Origin of the sequence: Shewanella denitrificans OS217, assembly GCF_000013765.1 — a bacterium.
Lineage (GTDB): Bacteria > Pseudomonadota > Gammaproteobacteria > Enterobacterales > Shewanellaceae > Shewanella > Shewanella denitrificans.
On record NC_007954.1, the window covers coordinates 3,759,545 to 3,776,867 of the forward strand.

The 17,323-nt window shown below is 42.5% G+C and carries 17 protein-coding genes and 1 pseudogene; 2 read left to right on the forward strand and 16 right to left on the reverse strand.

Annotated features, from left to right (window positions below; genetic code table 11):
• The first annotated feature begins 38 nt into the window (after positions 1 to 38).
• Positions 39 to 1,745 (forward strand): amidohydrolase, encoded by a 1,707-nt coding sequence (locus SDEN_RS16265; RefSeq protein WP_011497551.1) that lies wholly within the window; start codon positions 39 to 41, stop codon positions 1,743 to 1,745.
• A gap of 549 nt (positions 1,746 to 2,294) precedes the next feature.
• Here the strand turns inward: SDEN_RS16265 and SDEN_RS16270 are convergent.
• From SDEN_RS16270 to SDEN_RS16300, 7 genes and pseudogenes are all read right to left on the reverse strand, one after another.
• Positions 2,295 to 2,552, reverse strand: coding sequence for a hypothetical protein (locus SDEN_RS16270; protein WP_011497552.1), 258 nt, complete (start codon positions 2,550 to 2,552; stop codon positions 2,295 to 2,297).
• Between the two features lie 108 nt (positions 2,553 to 2,660).
• Positions 2,661 to 2,930, reverse strand: a pseudogene (locus tag SDEN_RS16275) (RebB family R body protein).
• A 155-nt stretch (positions 2,931 to 3,085) separates the two neighbouring features.
• Positions 3,086 to 3,997 (reverse strand): hypothetical protein, encoded by a 912-nt coding sequence (locus SDEN_RS16280; protein WP_011497553.1) that lies wholly within the window; start codon positions 3,995 to 3,997, stop codon positions 3,086 to 3,088.
• A gap of 12 nt (positions 3,998 to 4,009) precedes the next feature.
• The gene (locus tag SDEN_RS16285; protein WP_157599878.1) at positions 4,010 to 4,756 is read right to left on the reverse strand and encodes a hypothetical protein; all 747 of its coding nucleotides are present in this window, start codon (positions 4,754 to 4,756) and stop codon (positions 4,010 to 4,012) included.
• A gap of 35 nt (positions 4,757 to 4,791) precedes the next feature.
• Positions 4,792 to 5,775, reverse strand: a complete 984-nt coding sequence (locus tag SDEN_RS16290) for a hypothetical protein (protein WP_011497555.1) — start codon at positions 5,773 to 5,775, stop codon at positions 4,792 to 4,794.
• A gap of 279 nt (positions 5,776 to 6,054) precedes the next feature.
• Positions 6,055 to 6,681, reverse strand: a complete 627-nt coding sequence (locus SDEN_RS16295; protein ID WP_011497556.1) for a hypothetical protein — start codon at positions 6,679 to 6,681, stop codon at positions 6,055 to 6,057.
• A 303-nt stretch (positions 6,682 to 6,984) separates the two neighbouring features.
• Entirely contained in the window at positions 6,985 to 8,421 is a 1,437-nt protein-coding gene (locus SDEN_RS16300) for an ATP-binding protein (RefSeq protein ID WP_011497557.1), read from the reverse strand.
• 228 nt (positions 8,422 to 8,649) lie between these two features.
• Between SDEN_RS16300 and SDEN_RS16305 the strand changes: the two genes are divergently transcribed.
• Positions 8,650 to 9,501 (forward strand): LysM peptidoglycan-binding domain-containing protein, encoded by an 852-nt coding sequence (locus tag SDEN_RS16305; RefSeq protein WP_011497558.1) that lies wholly within the window; start codon positions 8,650 to 8,652, stop codon positions 9,499 to 9,501.
• Between the two features lie 72 nt (positions 9,502 to 9,573).
• On the opposite strand, the gene SDEN_RS16310 is transcribed toward SDEN_RS16305, so the two are convergent.
• The 9 genes from SDEN_RS16310 to SDEN_RS16350 all read right to left on the reverse strand — a co-directional run bounded on the left by SDEN_RS16310 (position 9,574) and on the right by SDEN_RS16350 (position 17,318).
• Positions 9,574 to 10,029 (reverse strand): hypothetical protein, encoded by a 456-nt coding sequence (locus SDEN_RS16310; protein ID WP_011497559.1) that lies wholly within the window; start codon positions 10,027 to 10,029, stop codon positions 9,574 to 9,576.
• Positions 10,030 to 10,255: 226 nt separating this feature from the next.
• Positions 10,256 to 10,936, reverse strand: coding sequence for a hypothetical protein (locus SDEN_RS16315; protein ID WP_041405859.1), 681 nt, complete (start codon positions 10,934 to 10,936; stop codon positions 10,256 to 10,258).
• Positions 10,937 to 11,165: 229 nt separating this feature from the next.
• Positions 11,166 to 12,020, reverse strand: a complete 855-nt coding sequence (locus SDEN_RS19920; RefSeq protein WP_011497561.1) for a chitinase — start codon at positions 12,018 to 12,020, stop codon at positions 11,166 to 11,168.
• 110 nt (positions 12,021 to 12,130) lie between these two features.
• Positions 12,131 to 12,757 carry a hypothetical protein gene (locus SDEN_RS16325; protein ID WP_011497562.1) on the reverse strand — a complete coding sequence of 209 codons (627 nt, stop codon included), beginning with the start codon at positions 12,755 to 12,757 and terminating at the stop codon, positions 12,131 to 12,133.
• A 69-nt stretch (positions 12,758 to 12,826) separates the two neighbouring features.
• Positions 12,827 to 13,312: an eCIS core domain-containing protein gene (locus SDEN_RS20300; RefSeq protein ID WP_011497563.1), complete on the reverse strand. Its 486-nt coding sequence runs from the start codon at positions 13,310 to 13,312 to the stop codon at positions 12,827 to 12,829.
• A 400-nt stretch (positions 13,313 to 13,712) separates the two neighbouring features.
• Complete coding sequence (locus SDEN_RS16335) at positions 13,713 to 13,901, reverse strand: hypothetical protein (protein WP_041405860.1); 189 nt, start codon at positions 13,899 to 13,901, stop codon at positions 13,713 to 13,715.
• 91 nt (positions 13,902 to 13,992) lie between these two features.
• The gene (locus SDEN_RS16340) at positions 13,993 to 15,552 is read right to left on the reverse strand and encodes a hypothetical protein (protein WP_011497564.1); all 1,560 of its coding nucleotides are present in this window, start codon (positions 15,550 to 15,552) and stop codon (positions 13,993 to 13,995) included.
• Between the two features lie 2 nt (positions 15,553 to 15,554).
• Positions 15,555 to 16,286: a hypothetical protein gene (locus SDEN_RS16345; RefSeq protein WP_011497565.1), complete on the reverse strand. Its 732-nt coding sequence runs from the start codon at positions 16,284 to 16,286 to the stop codon at positions 15,555 to 15,557.
• A gap of 27 nt (positions 16,287 to 16,313) precedes the next feature.
• Positions 16,314 to 17,318 (reverse strand): hypothetical protein, encoded by a 1,005-nt coding sequence (locus tag SDEN_RS16350; RefSeq protein WP_011497566.1) that lies wholly within the window; start codon positions 17,316 to 17,318, stop codon positions 16,314 to 16,316.
• Positions 17,319 to 17,323: the final 5 nt, after the last annotated feature.

The following is a 17,323-nucleotide window of genomic DNA, read 5'->3' on the forward strand; positions in this document are numbered from 1 at the left end:
TATCGATAATGGCCTGAATTTCCCAAGGAGTTTAGCCGATGAAAAAATATCCCTTCAACGCCACCCAATTGGCCGCCACAGCATTGTTCACCAGCTTAGGCTTAGGCTCATTAACGGCCTGCGCCACAGAAGAAGTAGCCGACACCTTACTCACTAATGGACAGATTTATGGTTACCCACAGGCCAGTAGCTTGGCCATTAGTGACGGTAAAATTGTCCATATTGGCAGTAATAGCACCACTATGGATTATGTCGGTACTCAGACCCGAGTTATTGACCTTGAAGGCGCTTATGTGATGCCAGGTTTTATCGACAATCATAACCATGTGTTCGAGGCGGCTGGCGACATAGGCAGCGATTGCTTACTGGATAAAGTCAATTCACTTGCTGGATATATCACTGAGCTAAAAGCCTGTGGCAATCAAGACACTGACAGCGAGTGGCTATTAGGTTACGGCCATGAATTAGACGTTTTATTAGATTATCAATCACTTGGTAATGGTGAACAAACACCGCTTGAAATATTAGATAGTCTCTATCCGGACAGGCCCGTAGCCATCATGGAGCAAACCTCTCATTCCATGTGGGTTAACTCCATCGCCTTGGCAAGAGCCGGAATAACGGCTAAAAGCACTGCGCCTCAAGGGGGCAAGTACCTTAAAGAGCCACACACTGGCAAGCTTTTAGGGGTATTACTCGATACCGCAGGCGATGAACTCATGGAGCTTGCCTGGAACGCCCAGCCCAATAGAGCCAAGGCCAACTATCAGAGCCTAATTAATGGCTTAGATGAAGCGGCCAAACACGGCATCACAGCCATAGGTGATGGCCGCCTCTATTGGCAGCGCGGCTGGTATGAAACTTGGCAGCAAGTGGCAAAAGATAATGCCCTCACCGCCAGAGTCAGCCTGCGTCCTTGGGTGTATCCAGGCCAAGATGCGCAAAAGCAGTTAGCCTTTTTCAAACGTATTCAAACTGATGATACCAATGAGTTATTACTGGTCAATCAAGTGAAAATCTATACTGACGGCATCATCAATAACGGCACCGCCAGAGTATTAAGCCCCTATGTTTACAGCCCATTGACTGATAGCCCTTTGGGAGTGGATTACATTCCTGCTGGCGAGCTAAGCACGTGGCTGGTGAAACTGAATAATCTAGGCTTTGGCGCTCATATTCACGCCATAGGTGATGCTGGGGTGCGTAATGGTTTGGATGCCATTGAAGTGATGCGAAAGCAAGGCGTCACTCGCCCCTACGGCATGACTCATCTTGAGATGGTGGCAGACACTGATATCCCGCGTTTTGCAGCGCTTAAGGTCGATGCCGATTTTCAGGTAGGCAATCATGACATAGCCACAGGAGATCACGATTGGGCCATCCCTTACCTAGGCAAGCAGCGCGCCAAAGCCTTGTTACCCGTACAGGCCATTTGGCAAACTGGCGCTAACACCACCCTAAGCAGTGATTGGAATGTAAATGATATCAATCCATTAGTTGGGATATCCAGCGCCATCAAGATGCCAGGGCCGCTTGATATCAATAGTGCCATCGACGCTTATACCATCAATGCCGCCAAAGCCTTAGGGTTAGAAAAAGTCACCGGCTCTATTACTTTAGGTAAGTTTGCCGACCTTGCGATTCTCGAGGGCGACATCACCAAAATGACTCCAGCGGAAATCGCAAACACTCAACTGTTAATGACATTACTGGAAGGAGAAGTGGTATTTGAGGCGCAGGAGTAAATATCAGCCTCGGCATAACTAAGTGATGCCGCTGCCACCTTACATTAACCGCCTGAAGTGAACCGTCTTAAGTTAACTGATTGAATTTAACTTAAGGCGGTTAATTAGCACACCTAGTTGAGGATGTTGAGACTAAATTTATTAGTTTCTATATATCCTTAGCTACTTAAATCCCGCCATACAGGCTTGCCATGCCCTTTTTTACTTCACAAGAAGTCACCGACACGCTGCGCTTTTGATTTAAACCAGAGTCATCCATGACTCTTGATTTAAACAAAAGTCGAACATCCCGTCTGATGTGAAGGGACTCACAAATGCCGCGATGGCATGGTCAATGATATTCCAGACATCATACTGACATTTCCCACGTCAATGTGGGTCCGATGCCAGAGGAGCGGCCATGGGATGGACGGTCGTCTCGCAACTCTCGCCGTGTAGCGGCATGGTTCACCTCTTTAGCATCAGAGTGAGTAACCTGCTGATTTAAAAGTGATCGTTAAAGTTTAATCGTGGATGGCTCATTAAATTTTTGAAATTCTTGTATGGTTTTTACTTACCAAAATAGCGATAAAGTGTATTCCTTAGTAAATCATCATCTTGGGAAATGCATATTAGTTTTTCTATTCCAATTAACTGGTATTTAGACCAGTAATATGTAGCCCACATTTTAGTGTTTTCTGGTGTTTCTTCGAAACCAACTGACCTTTTCAGCTGCCTCATACATTCAAACACAGTTTGTTCTGAAAAAGGCTCTCCTTTATTGATAGCCTCGATTAACTTTTTCGTTGTATCTATTTCAGCATGCATGGAACACCTAAGGAGTTAACGATGCTAGGCATAGTTAAACATCATTCTATCGCGTTTAAGAAATTGGCGATATTGACACATTTCTTCAATCAATATCGCCAGAGTAATTTATTTATCAATAAATTCCTGCAGCACCGATGTGCCAGATGCAACATCCATGGCAAACATAATATTGACCCCCTGTACAAGCGCCGCCTGTGCAGTAATACCATTGTTTTGCTGGCCTGCTGTTGCGTTATGAGCGGCATTCGATAGTGCCTGGGTGGTCGCGAGCATAAAGTTACCCGTAGCCACTGCTGGCGTATCACCGAGTACCTTAGTATTGACCTAAGATACTGAATCAGTAATTTGACTGTTTACTGCTGTTGGGAATGCCATATTTCTCTATCCTTTTAATTAACAACTTACTACACGGCCATCCAGATAAAGCCCAGTATTCAAGTGATTGATTAACCAAACATCATACTTTCTAAACCCTTGAAGTAAAGCGGTAATTATTTTTTGGATTTTATAAGAAAACAAAGCGTTACTGCTTAGAACTGTGGTAAAAAACGTTTCCACTCTACCAGCATAAATGGATACTCTCCTGTCACATCCACTGTGGTATACCAGCTCTGTTTTGCACTGGTGTTGATCCCTTGATAATTAAATATCACTTTGGACACTAGCCGCTCCCCACTCCATGAGGTCATGACTTCAACATTAACCAATTGGTAACCATTAGGGTTAGGCCCTGCTGGGTTCGCTTTATAACAAAGGCTATAAGATTCTTCGAACACCCGTTTATTGTTATATAAAACATAATTTAAGGCACGATCAGCATTTCTCGCGCCGTCATTGGCATTAAGTGAGCGGATTTCTTCAATTAACTCTTTCAATTGTTGGTTTGCATTGAGATCAATGTGACTTTTATTGACTGGGGTAGACTTCACAGGAATAAGATTACTCACGAGTACCCGTCCATCTGGCATCATCTGCCCTTGCATGATCACTTGTTGATCCTTTAACCCTAGTGCGGCGATAAACTGCATTAAGCTGTCATCTGAATCCGTGATCATAGTGTAGATATCATTGTTATCGACATTGAGGAACAACCAGTCCATTTCTCTGGCAACATACTCATTGTCCTTATGACTAAGCCCCTGATACAAAAGCGAATGAAGGGATGTATCCTGATTTAAACGTGTAAGGGCAACGTCATCATCAACGTCTTTTAAGCTCGACACATCAACACCTGTCAACAAGCAAGCCTGATAGAACTCTTTTTCAATGCTTAGATTAGGAAAATACCCACTAATATGCCCCACCACATAAATGTATTCGTGAGTTTCAGCATAGTGGCCATTTTCTACCAAGCGTTCTGGCTCGCTTAACGTAGACAGTGCCCTCTGTGCTATCGCTGGCACCTGTTGTTGATTATTCTGTTGATTTAAATCCGTCATCATGGTCTTACCTCGCTAGGCTGTTTGGGGCAAAAAGTTTCTCAATGGGAAGTCAATAAAAGGGTATTCATCTGTGACATCGATACCACATGAATAAAACACTTCAAGTTCATGATTTTCGTAAGTCAGAATAATTTCAATTAGTATCCTTTCCCCTTCTTTTGAATAGGGTTTATAATTGATGTCCGTTAATACGCCTTTAAAATCCAATTGATTTAAGGCAAGCGCATTAAAGTTAACCACCACAAAATTCACTGCTCTGTGTTCGGCTGATAAACCATCATTGGCCTTTAACGTAAAGGGGATTATTTCTTCTTTGGGCAAACTAACGATGTTATTACACACAACCGTAGGCAAATTAAGATCATTTGCCTCACCTTCAACAAGACTTGCTCCTAAAGCACCAATAATGGCCACCTTTTGATAAGGCGGGGATTGCTTAAGCGCATCAATTAAGGCATCTAGCTCATTCTTATATTTGGGGAGTAAGATATAAGTATCAACATTATTGATGCTGAACACCCAGCTCACTTTTTCTGCAATGTAAAGATACGGCCGAAAAGTTAATACATCGAGAGGATTTTGGGTCGATGAATGGCTAAATACGCCATAAAAGTCATCTTTGGGTAACTGCAACTCTTTTGCTGCCGCTTCAAATTCTTTTTGAAGATCTCGCGTCGCAAGATACGGCCTCAGAAAGCCGATTGCATAGATGTGCGTGAACGGGTTTATTGCACTTGCCATCGTTTTATTCATTGTCATTTCCTATCAAAAGTTACCTATAATCAATCGTTCAATCATCCTGCCATCAGTGTTAGCGGCATATAAACTTGTAATGGTGCATTCACAAAAGGAAACTGATGAGTGACGTCTACACTGCAATGGTAGTGTTTTTCCCGCTTGGAACTTTTACTCTTATAAGTGAATACAAGGTCAACAATGACATGAGGGGAGGCGAGATCTGAATAACTGGTTTTCACATCATTGAGAAAAAAACCAACCTCATTAGCCTTCGAAACATTCTTTAACGCATGAGTGGTTAAATAGATTTCAGGGTATCGGTAGGCTAAATAATTTTTGGCGCGGCTAAAGTTCCCTCGACCATTATTGGGCTGATACTCTAAGCCTTTTAATACATCTTGGATCACTGAGGTTGTTACCCCAGTTTCACTTTTTAACGCCTCATGTAAATTGTCGAGTGTTTGACTGAAAAGATGATTACAAATCACCTTCGGCAAACTTAACGGCTGCGATGTAGCGCCATTAACAAGGACACCAATCGCGGTAGATTGCACGGCAAGTAAACTATTCTCAGCAGGCTTTAACGCATCGATAAAACACAACAGCTCTGCTTTAGCCCTAGGCAGTAATAGGTAACTGTCTATATCATGTATCGTTAACACCCATTCAATTTGTTCCGCAATGTACAAATAGGGGCGAAAACCATTGCATGGGTCAATGTAATTCAACACCGAATAATAATCATGTTCACTGACTTTTAGCGTTCGCGCCGCACTATAAAAGGCTTGCTGCAGGCCTTTATTTGGGAATACTGGCTTTAGCACACCCACAGCGTATACATAGTTTTCAGTAAGATGATTCTGTTTAAGCTGAGTAACCGGCTCTGGCCCCGATGACAAGTTATTTGAGGCCGCTGATTGTGGTAATGCTTGATCAGCCTGTGATCCATTCATCAGCCCATCTGCTAACTCAATTTGAGGCATGAACACTGACTCTGTATTGTTTGTCGGTACTTCACCTACATCCTTATGCTCCGCCATATATTGTTCCCCTAAATAGCGACTAGACCCAATGCAATTCGGGTTTGATTAATCAACAAAAACATCGTATTTATGACTTATCCGTCATGACACTACTCTAGCTATTGTTGAAAATATGGACTTGGTTAATCTGCGCTTTGAGTTGATAAAACCAGCGGAGGAATAGGCAGGAATAACGAACGATTGAATATAAAAAGGTAATCGACAATATGTGGATAAAAGGAACAGGCCATAGGCTACAGGATCAACGTACGGCCTGCTCATTAACCACCAATATTGTTACTGAGGGCTTACCCAGCGCATCTTACAAGCATTACTATTATCTCCAATTTTAACCGTGGGAAATGTTTTGCTAGGTACTGAAGAGCTACCGCAGGAGACGACATTCAACATGATAGACCCGTTCTGTATTGCGCTATTTGAAGGTGAGCACTCACAAGCTTCACCACCGTAATAGCCTACCGAATACCCTGCAGAAACAAGCGCATCAACCAGCTGATTTCTGTCATCCAACAAAGGAATTGCTGTTTTAAAATCTTTATCGTCAAACCAAATGGTGATATCTATTGGCAGTAAAAAACATTGCAATTTTTTAACAATACTGATTGCCATCTTGCTTTTATCGCTCGAGCTACTGTTAAACTTAATCAATGGCATCAAAGCTAGATCGCAACCACTGCTGTCTATTATGGATAATAACTCTGCAGTGCTAAAATCAGAGATCTTTCCGGCACTACTCATATCTATTTCTCGCAGACAAAAATCATAATGCTGATCCTTGCTGCTGTTTGCTTGAATATATCCTTGCGTCACTACCTGATTAGCAATGAAACCTTGTGAATTCGCTAATGCATTGCTAGTTTTCAACGTTAATCTTGCTACTGCGTCCGTTGCTAAATTTCCCATTTTTCCACCTCGTCTCTGTCATGTTAATTACCTGTAGCGATTACAGGCTGCTTTACATCGATTACGTCTTGCACTTACGCAATTAACTATAAGCAACAGAGGTTTTACCAACTTGGTTGTTTCTCGCTATCCGTTTGTATTTATGACGGTGCGATTGGTATAACTGAGTATGGGCTATGGTTTTTAGATTAACGCATGAATCAATCTACAATATGATTGTGATAACTGAGCCGTTTTTTTCAGTGTTTATTATCCCGAGCTGAGGTTACTTAATATTGAGCAACAAATAAGCTAACAGTAAGATCACCAACGAGGCTGAGTTTTACCTCCTTGCTCTCTATTAATTCCCTCTTGAAGATCGCTATGATTAATAAGCGGGCGATTTTCTGCAATGGCTTTTAGCAACACATAGCGGATCACATTCATGATAGACGCCCCTGATAAGCTGCATCTTAGTGCGATATCTTGTAAATCAACATCTGCCGCGAGCTGCGTCTCTGGCAACAAGCCTTTTTGCCAGATAGCCAACCTTTGCTCTGCCTCGGGTTTGGGAAAGTTAATCACAGATTCAAAGCGACGAAAGAAGGCATCGTCAAGGTTGTCTTTATAGTTAGAGGCCAAGATCACTAACCCGTCGAAGCGCTCAATTCGCTGCAATAAATAGGACACATTTTGATTGGCAAACTGATCATTGGCATTGCTGGCTTGAGTACGTTTACCAAATACCGCATCGGCTTCATCAAAAAATAGCACCCATTGATTGTGCTCTGCCAATGTAAACACTCGCTCAAGATTTTTCTCGGTTTCACCTATGTATTTAGAGTGCACCCTCGACAAATCCACTTTATATACCTCCTTGCCCAATCGCTGACCCAAGACGCTGGCGGTCATGGTTTTACCCGTACCCGAAGGTCCATGAAATAGTGCTCGATACCCAGGGCGAATACGTTCGGCCATTTGCCATTCATTTCTAAGCCTGTCTCCATATTGCGACCACGCATAAATATCATCGAGTTGGCGCACGACTGAGTTAGGTAACACTAATGAGTCAAACGAATAGCTAGGCGTCACTAACTGTGCCGGAAAACCACGCCCTTTAGGTGTGGAGTACTCTCCTCCCACAGTAAAATAACTCACCTGCCTAGGGGATAATAAAAGCAATAACTTCAATGGGTTTATTATGATTTCATCCGGCTCGTCAAACAATTGAATAACGGCCGCTTCACTAGCGGTTAGTTGGCGCATGTCACCGGATTGTATCGCCGACAATAGACGCTGCACCTTAAGACGTATTTCAATCGACTCTCCCCCTAGCAAAAAGGCCAGCGTTTCCCCGTTAGCCACAACCCCGCCTTGATGCTCGCCCCCGCCAAACTCGGTATAGGGCCGTTCTATGTTGTCGTTTCTCATCAGTAAGACATCGAGTACCTGAGGTTTAACAATAGGCATCAAGGCAAGGGTAAGTAACAATTGGCATGAGAAGTCGAGTTCATGCTGCTGAACAAATGCCGCAAGCGTGCCATCTTCAGCGCTTATCGCAGGAGGTCGCACCTCATATACATCAGTAAAGGGGCACGCTTGATCAAAATGCAACTGCAAACGAGTTTGAATAACAGCTTCACACCAGGTTGCGTAGGCGCCTAAAAGAGCGGCATTGCTTTGGCTAGCGGGTGAACATCTCTGTGGCGCTGCACTATCCTGGCGCTCTTTTCTATAAGCTATGACGTTATCATTGATCATCTCTGTTTCTCTATTGCCGCGCTAATACTAGCGCCAGTATGCGTACAAGTTGAGGATGAGGCTTGGTAAAAATTACGCCTTGATAGGTAAGCTTTAGTATTTTTTGGGCTAGCCGTCTACATTCACTCGAGATCCAGAGTGTTAACCAACAAAAGGCTAAGTATTACCAAGGCAAAATGTATATAAACCCTCACACTGTATTGGAAACCACAACACAGAGGAAAAACAATGAGTAATAAACTGACTTATATCGTCGCTAGCGGTGATACCTATACATCCATTGTAAATAAGATTAACCAATCCACACCCTTAACCGTATCTCAATTAGCAGATGCAAACCCATCTATTCAAGCAAACCAGCTTCAAATCGGCCAAGCACTTGATATCCCATTATCCACTGATGGATTAATCCCTGATGATAACCCCGCACTGCTCACTCCAGCAGCTGAGTTTATGGGGTACTGGTACCCATATAGCGCTTCATGCCCTAAAAATGCCACCCTCAGCGTTGCCCTTTATGGTTGGGGGCCACAAAAAGTCATTGAGTGGGGCAAGCAAGCAGACGTACAAAGTCATCTTAACGGGGAGAAATACCTTAGCTTTGGTGGTGGAAGTGAAAGTGGAAAATTTACCGAACAAGCATTAAATGAAATAACAACCGCAATAACTCAGGGTCAGATTAAAGGCTATGATGGTATCGCTTATGATGTTGAAGTTGCAGATGCAAATCTGGGAGCTCAATTTGCCAACTCATTTGAAGCAGCGAAAGCCTGCGGCTTTAAAGTGTTAGTGACCATAAGCCATTCAGCGCCTTACGATGTTGCTGATAAAGATCAGTTAATGAAGTCATTTTTCATTAATCCACATATCGATATTTTATCACCTCAGCTTTACTCCAAAGGTGATGAGTCACAGAATGACTACGCGCTAACCAGTGGCTCGAGTATCACTTGGCGCGACTATGCGAGTACCAAGGCGGCGATTGTCCCCAGCATTGTGCATGCATCCTATTATGAAGCTGCCAAGATATACTTTAAAAATCAAGGTGTTGAACTTTCAGGTTATCTTCAATGGAAATAAAATAGTTAGCTGCCAAGCCAAATAAACAAGACTCTCAACTAAATAGCCCATTAGCTGTAAAATAATGGCTATTTAGTTGCTGAGTATGCTGGATATCTTCATTATCCGAGTTCTGATTTTCTCCTGTAACTCATTGATGGCTAGCGCATGCTTTTGTCCCATATGGCCATAGTTATTGGCGACAGCACGCCTTAATTCAATAGCACGTTCATAATGTTGGATGGCTTGGCGATTACCATCAATTGTTGTGTCTGATTCTTCATTACCGAGACTTGCCAGTCGATGATATTCAGTGGTTTCCTCACGCACCTTATTTATTTTTTGTATGACACTTTTTTTATTGACGAAAATATGCTGAAACTTGTTACATGCTCGAACGGTATTACTTAAGTCTAACCACTTTTTCTGTTGGCTATTTTTAATAGGGAAAGTATTAATATCGAAAGTATTAACAGACAAATCATTAATAACGAAATTATTTATTACCTTCCTTTCATCTCCCTTAGTTTTTTCCACTTGCTGATACATCTATTAATCCTGTTTAATTGGATTTAAATCATGATTCGCTAGCTTGTTACGCACAATACAGATGACGACATTTTTATAGATGCAAATATTATATCTCACTCTTATTTTAATGTTAAATAAAATAAGACCTTCTGATATTACTTCCTGCTCCTCATCTTACGAGTCTATGCCGTCAAAAAGAAATAATGTCCACTCCATACTTTTAGTTCACTGTTATATCTCAATATTATTCAGCCGCGAATTCATACCACCCACCAACATTTCTTCTTGCTGGTATTTGAGTATTTGTATCTTGGATTCTAACCCAAAATAGACCATCACCCATTGCACTTACAACTCTTCCACTTGTCATAGTCCCATCTCCTAATACAATTGCACAATCATGCTCAATAAATGCATCGCCTGAGCTTGATTCATCAGAGCTTGATTCATTTTGCGGAGCATGATTTAAGGCATTTTGAACCCATTCGTTAGCCTGCTGTAGACTAATTACGCCATTATCTCTTGTGAACCGAACTGTATAAGTACCTCCCACAAAATCAGTTGGTTGGACTACAACCTGGATCCCTGGAAGGTAGTTCCATTGTAAAATGAGATCTCTTAAATTCTCCATGCCTCCTTGAAACTGTACTGGAGAAGATTGCCGTGTTGCTAATTGCGCAACCAATACACATTGAGCAGTCTCAGTAGCTTTTTGGTCTTTGCTATAACTGTTGCTCTGAATTGCTCCAGACAGCTTGGTCCTTGGAGGTTTGTACGCCATTTTTTTCAATCTTCTTTGAGCGACAGTTTCAGGCCGATTATCCACAATCCCAAAGCCTTGCTTTACATTGCTTTTCTTTTGAGCAACAGAACTAGCTGCTGCCTTACTTTGATGCTCTTTTGGTTTCTCTACTTGTGCATACATATCACTCCCCTTATTCAATTGGTTTTATTCATTGTTATGGGCTTTAAGTTATACTCAATAGCAAACTAATACACCGATCGCCTTCGTCTAACACATTGTTAGTTCGAAGCTGAAAGCTTTGACTTTAAGTAAGCAGTTGAAAGCAAATAACTATGATTTAGGGTTTCAAACCCATAAAGTGTCAAACCTAGACGATCGCAGTGCTAATTAAGCCTATCTCTAATTATTTCTAAAAATTAAAGTTAGCCATATGACTAGCTTGATTAATGCCATATTCTTCTTTGGCCATCACATCTACATTTTTTTTAGCAAAAAAGTTATTTACAAAGTATTGATAATATTGTTGGCGATTAATCGCCTGCTTATTGGGTTGACTATCAGCAGGTATTAATGGTATCACTTCTTTTGTTTTAGCATTCCATGACCCAGCTTCAATACCACCATTGATGATATCGGTGACTACCCCCATTCGATTCGCAAAGGTTGTATTAATTCGACCTTTTAGTATATCGTTTTCAGTTGGAACCCATTGACCATTAATCACTGTAGAACATGCCGGCTTATTGCCTTGTGGTGTACACCAGAACCAAAGTGCAGTAGCCCACGCAAGATATGAGTTCTCTGCAACAGCATTTGGATTGTTATAAATATCTTCAGGGTTATTAGGTATGCCGTTATTCGCAGCTTGGTAATTAGATTGATATGATAATTGTAATGCACCTCGGCCATAATAAGCCTGTGTACCATCAGGTGTAATACCGTAACCGTTGCACCATGGCGTCTGTGCAGGGGTTATCGCACATAATTTTGCGGTAGCATCTCCACCTTCAATCACAAAATACAAACCTTTGTCAAAAGTACCACTTGCATAACCATCACCAGTAGTCTCATGTGATGCATTGGCCAAAAAAGCCAGCATGTTGGTAAGTGTTATTTCTTCGGTGACCCCCACTAAAGAACTACTGAAAGCAGCTGCTGCTGTTACTAAGCCTTTGTAAGTGTAAATTGGATTTCTATTTGGAAACATGTCATTAAATTCACATTCCGAAATAATGAAATTACTTGTTGTTTTTACTGTTCTCATAAATTTTCCTATCTGGTTAAATTACACCGACAAAGCCGAGTGCTTATAAATGCCCCCTTAAAGGGTTTTAAGTTGAACTATTGATATATACATTTCCAATACCTTTTTAATTATATTTTAATGGCCTTTAGGTTTGTCATTGGCTTAATTAAACTTTCATTATAAACCTTATAACACGCTTCAAATTCTTTATTTAAGTTTTCTGACATGTACAAATAATTTTTATTTAAAATAAACCAAAAATCCATCTTTACTGCCTCACCTTCTTTCCAGTTTACACCAGTCAACCCTAGGTCAAACTTATTAGACGGTTTTTGCTTAGTCGCGAATACGAAGGTGTTTTCTTCCAGCGATATTTTATCAATGTTCATTATGTGTGCTCGTACTACGTTACTTCCCTGTAGATTATCTCCGCTAGGTATGAGCAGTCCTGTTGGCATAATATATTCCATACCACCTTTATTTAATTTATGGGTGAATAACTGGCTTTTTGAATTATTCACATTAAATATCTCTCCCGTTGCGTGCTCAATTTTAAGTAATTTATTTACAGCAATTTCAAGTACATCTAACGCGATTTTTTGCTTATTCTTTTTCCAAGTTACTTTCACAAAGTTTGCAAGTTCAGGAAGCACTCTTTGTACCACAGTTTTTTGGCGACTACTTTTCCAATTATAATTTTTATTGTTAAGTAAGTTATTCGTCGATTTAAATCTTTTAACTACTTGTTCATACATATCTCAATCCTCTTTAAATTAGATGTTATTGCGACTATCTCATTATCAACTCTTTGCCATGCTGGCGCATTAACCCCCACCAACCGCCAAGGCTGCCTCCCCTAACTCGGTGGCATGTTGCTCAAGCTTGGGGTCGTCATTGACCGCGACACCATTCACCATAGTATTTGGCTTTACCATATCCAGCGCTTGTTGTACTACATGACCCAATTCGTGAGGCAGGTGCTGTTCTTGCCCCGGAGCTAAGTAAATATCTTCCCCTTGAGCGTAAGCATGGGCCTGCACTTGGGCGGGTTTACGCGAGTTATAGTGCACTCGTACCCGTTGCAGATTCAGCCCTGAGATTTTTTCCATCCCCCGGCGCAGGCAAACGGGCAAGGGCTTGATCATCAGTTTAGTACAAGGCAGGGCAAAGCGGTTTATGGCCCGCAGAGCTATCCCTGCTTGGCATCTTGCTGGCTGTGCCTTACCTTTGCCCCCTTGGAGGGCTGTCCGGTTATGTTCCGTGCTTAGCCTATGTAGGCTTGCCCGCTTCAAATCCTGTTGAGTTTTCATTTGCGCTGCCTTTTAGCTTCTGCTTTTGCTTCTGCTTCTGCTTTTGCTTTTGCTTTTGCTTTCTACTTTTAGTTTCTACTTTTCGCTTCTAGTAAGTTAACTGTATGCCCGCCCCCCTGTTCTGACTTGGTATAAATTACCGTCCTATTGGTAAAAGTTGGCTTGTAGAGGTTATTTTTTGAACTTTTTATTTTTTTGATCTCATGATTTTTGGAATTTTTAGGATTTCTTGATTTTGGGAATTGGATTGGCATTGGGGGGGGTGAGCAAATACACCAAATGAAGGAACATTGGCGGAGGTCGATAAAGGGAAGTAAAGTGAGCAAACAATACGCCCCTTCACCTATGGTCAGCAATTAAGCGAGTCATAAATAACATGAAGGGGCGACAAATAACCTTATTATTGGTCCGTTGCCACCACGGCTCGTAACGCTTCTTGCTCAGCCTCATATACGGCTTGAGCGACATTGCTGGTGCCAAAAATCTGCTGAGCCACAGATTCATCTGTGTACTCTACAGCCCTAGTGGCGGCTTGCTCTTGATTAACGACGCGTTGTTGTGCGCTAGCTTGTTGGTTTTCCTGACTCATGATGGTGCTCCTTAATGGAAGTTTCAATGTTAACGCCAGAGATGGCGAGTCCTCTTTCTAGGTCACGATATGCGGCCTAAAGTGAGTTGGTTTAGGCTAAAGGTTGAAAGTTACCCTCAACCCATACATCGTTATTGGCAAACAGATTAATCAGTTCATGGGGGCGTGAATTCGCTAATTCACTGAAGGATGCCTCCCAAATGTTGCGTTTCGAACGCACTTTGATCACCTTGTGCAAATCCCGCTGCCACTTAATGGACAGGAAAATACATTTTTCAGTGTCGGTTTCACCATAGAGACGGTCTTGATTACAAAGGAATACCAAACGCCGTTTACCGGTTTGTTGCAGCTCCGACTCAAGGACAAGGTAACTTAAACAACAACGAAACCAACTGGGTAATAGAATGTCCAATTCTGGATTTTCAACAGTATTGTTGGCTTGTTCCCTTAATTTAAGAACCGTATTCGCCATCAATGGCAAACTATTAGCTACGTTAGTATCTTCGCTAGCACCTATGTTAGTACCTATGTTAGTACCTTTGTTAGTACCTTTGTTAGTACCTTCGTTATTAGCTAGGTTACTCCCTGTGCCATTAGCTATGCTCTGCCAGGTTGCAAACGCATCAAGCGCTAGACTTCGATACGCGATTGTGGCTATGTCTTCTGGCATTAATGGCTGTGCTAATGCCGCTTTGTGCGTGATAAAATCATTATGGTACTGTTTTAGCGTCATTAATCGGGCCAGTACCAAGTCGCTGCGGTTTAATCCCAGCGTGACTATCGTTACCGCTCCCCGTGAAGACTGTCGTTGACTTGCCTCACTTTTTAGCCAAAAGGTAAAGGCCTGCTCTACGCCGCTATCTGTCAGTAACGCACCGGCCTCATCCACTTGGTTGGGAATTGCACTGGGGGTTTTCCATAGCAATGCTTCGACGTCTTGCTCAGTCAGTTTTTGAGTATCAGCGTAAAATGCACAGGCTTGATCAAAGGGGTAAGCATGACCATTGCAAAGGTTAAATCGAATGAAGTCTCTGGGGTTTTCCTGATATGGATTCACCAACAAGGCGTTTTCTGTACTGAGTGCCACATGTGGGAAGCGCTCGCCTGCGATTGGGAATCTGCCCGCTTTATGAGTCACATCACAGCCTGAACAGACATACACTAAGTTTTCCTGCTGATAAGCCTCTGAGAAATAAGGAGAGCATTCTGAATTTGGCTTGGTGTGTTCAACGCCTTCTAAATCGAGCTGTTGCACAGGGCGATAATGACTAATGTGACCACTGGCGGTTGGCATTAGAAAGCTTTCACAGAAACAGCAACAGCCTTGACTCATCTGTTTAAAATGATTTTTAAGCGTCTCATTGGCGTACAGCGCAGGGTCGAAAGCGGCATAGGTAAATCCCACCACTAAGTTATCATTGTCAGTGACTGTAGATTCTTCTTTGCGCTGAGTGATGAGTACCAAGTTATCGACAAGATCTGCTGCATAGCCTTCTCGACTCAGCTGTGCGCGGTCTTTTTTTGTCAGGGTATGATACTTAGGGGCTGTGCTTAGGCGCTCAAGCAATTCATTCATCTGCCTAAGTGCGGCGCCCTGTTTTACCGCGGTGTCAGCACTAATCTCTGTTTTGGTAAACGCAAGTTGTATCATTGCTACTTTTCCTCATCTGCAGGCTTTAATGAAGAGCTGGCGGCCTGTGCTGATTCACTGGATGGCGTTTCAGTCTGCTCTTCAGCCTGCGGAGTCGTCATCTGCCCATGCTGACTTTGTTCTTGATCTGCTTTTGGGGCGACCACGGGTACCGATGAATGAGAAACTTGAGCCATAATATGTTGTTGATAGGCCTGCTGTTGCGCTAGGAGTTCCTGCTGCATATTTTCCGCGACGCTATTTATCTCCTCTTGCTTTGCCATGGCTTGCTGTTGCTGAGTGTCATGGGTCGCTAACACCTGCTTTTGGTAATCCTTAGTGTCTTTATCCAATTCATTCAAGAGATGCTGATTAAATTCATCCATAGCGGTTGAAGTGGAGGAGGTGTCCTGCGTTTCTGATGTTGCGCTAAGTGGAGAGGGCACCTCAGGATCGTAAGCTTGCTTTAGCGCAGGATGTGCTTGCATTAGTCGCTGTCTAGCAAGATCAATATGCTGAGATGAAAGCTTAAGAGAATCGTTAATGGTTTGCATGGCGCCCGCTATCACGTCATCAACATTCACCATCATAGCGTGAGTGTCCACAGGCATTGTCATCTCAGCCAAGTTTTTCATCGCCTGTTTGCGATCATAAACTAGCTGGGATCCCACTTTGGCCTGCGAGTCTTTTCCTTGTTGGCCAATGTAATTAGCCAAATGCACCGTCGATTGTTCATTTGAATCGATTGGATCCATAACCTATTCCTTTTCTATCCCAACGAGCTAGGCGCTGGGAACGTCACTGTGTAGGCTTAGACAACCGATATGGTTGACATTCAGCATTATGGTTCGCATTGGAAGCGAATAAGTATAATGACGACAAGCTCCTGCTTGGTTGACATAGTTATCTGTGCTCAGTTGCTCACTGAGCAGCTGTTGCAACTGTTTAAGATACGTTGTCACCTCTTCGTTAATGCGATCAGCATTAGTCAAATTGATATTCCTAGCGACACAGAGCAACCCAGATGTTAAACAGCTAAAACCAAGGTTACTGCCCGACTTAAACCACTGGACTATGGCTTGTTGTAAATTCGCCGGATCGAGCTCATAAGCCACCAAAGGACAGTCTAGATTGCTTAAAACGACATTGACTAATTGCTTTGTAAGGGCATTGATTTGGACCAAGTCTCCTTGGGTATGTTTATGTAAGTGAAGGTATAAACAGTAGTACCGTGCGAGTTCGGCCAATGTCTGCGCTCGCGTTAGCCCCCAGTTAATTGCATCAACCCTTACATGAGATTTTTGCTTAAGTGTCTTTTCAGCATAAATCAGTGATTGGTAGCACTCAATCGTATCCTGAAGACCGGTCCACCAGCCCACAGGGACAGTTATTGCGTTATCCTGCAAAAATTGCCCCACTAAGCCGAGCTCATCATTGGTGATCAAATGATAACGCATGGCAATTTCAGCAAGAGTCGCCGCCGATGTCTGAGCTGACGTTTCATCGGCTAACAGCATCAAGATATCCTCAATGTTCATTTCCATGAGCTTTTTTATCTCTACGGTCAAATTCGAACCTTGCAGCGCTATGATCGAGGTACCCGATAAGCCAATACCTAATTGCTCAACCAACTCGTCTTCAGATGAAAAGGATAATATATTACTTTTATTAGCTAAATTCGCTTTAACCCAAGAGGTTGCATTCGGGATCATAGTCAGTAACAGCTGGTTTTTACCTGTTAATTGCTCGACAGATTGCATGTCGCTTTGCTCTATGTGAATCGTCATATCTT

Bases quoted from the DNA above. Each gene is read 5' to 3' on its own strand.
- SDEN_RS16265 (WP_011497551.1), top strand. From the start codon at position 39: ATGAAAAAATATCCCTTCAACGCCACCCAATTGGCCGCCACAGCATTG.
- SDEN_RS16270 (WP_011497552.1), bottom strand. From the start codon at position 2,552: ATGCATGCTGAAATAGATACAACGAAAAAGTTAATCGAGGCTATCAAT.
- SDEN_RS16280 (WP_011497553.1), bottom strand. From the start codon at position 3,997: ATGATGACGGATTTAAATCAACAGAATAATCAACAACAGGTGCCAGCG.
- SDEN_RS16285 (WP_157599878.1), bottom strand. From the start codon at position 4,756: ATGACAATGAATAAAACGATGGCAAGTGCAATAAACCCGTTCACGCAC.
- SDEN_RS16290 (WP_011497555.1), bottom strand. From the start codon at position 5,775: ATGGCGGAGCATAAGGATGTAGGTGAAGTACCGACAAACAATACAGAG.
- SDEN_RS16295 (WP_011497556.1), bottom strand. From the start codon at position 6,681: ATGGGAAATTTAGCAACGGACGCAGTAGCAAGATTAACGTTGAAAACT.
- SDEN_RS16300 (WP_011497557.1), bottom strand. From the start codon at position 8,421: ATGATCAATGATAACGTCATAGCTTATAGAAAAGAGCGCCAGGATAGT.
- SDEN_RS16305 (WP_011497558.1), top strand. From the start codon at position 8,650: ATGAGTAATAAACTGACTTATATCGTCGCTAGCGGTGATACCTATACA.
- SDEN_RS16310 (WP_011497559.1), bottom strand. From the start codon at position 10,029: ATGTATCAGCAAGTGGAAAAAACTAAGGGAGATGAAAGGAAGGTAATA.
- SDEN_RS16315 (WP_041405859.1), bottom strand. From the start codon at position 10,936: ATGTATGCACAAGTAGAGAAACCAAAAGAGCATCAAAGTAAGGCAGCA.
- SDEN_RS19920 (WP_011497561.1), bottom strand. From the start codon at position 12,020: ATGAGAACAGTAAAAACAACAAGTAATTTCATTATTTCGGAATGTGAA.
- SDEN_RS16325 (WP_011497562.1), bottom strand. From the start codon at position 12,757: ATGTATGAACAAGTAGTTAAAAGATTTAAATCGACGAATAACTTACTT.
- SDEN_RS20300 (WP_011497563.1), bottom strand. From the start codon at position 13,312: ATGAAAACTCAACAGGATTTGAAGCGGGCAAGCCTACATAGGCTAAGC.
- SDEN_RS16335 (WP_041405860.1), bottom strand. From the start codon at position 13,901: ATGAGTCAGGAAAACCAACAAGCTAGCGCACAACAACGCGTCGTTAAT.
- SDEN_RS16340 (WP_011497564.1), bottom strand. From the start codon at position 15,552: ATGATACAACTTGCGTTTACCAAAACAGAGATTAGTGCTGACACCGCG.
- SDEN_RS16345 (WP_011497565.1), bottom strand. From the start codon at position 16,286: ATGGATCCAATCGATTCAAATGAACAATCGACGGTGCATTTGGCTAAT.
- SDEN_RS16350 (WP_011497566.1), bottom strand. From the start codon at position 17,318: ATGACGATTCACATAGAGCAAAGCGACATGCAATCTGTCGAGCAATTA.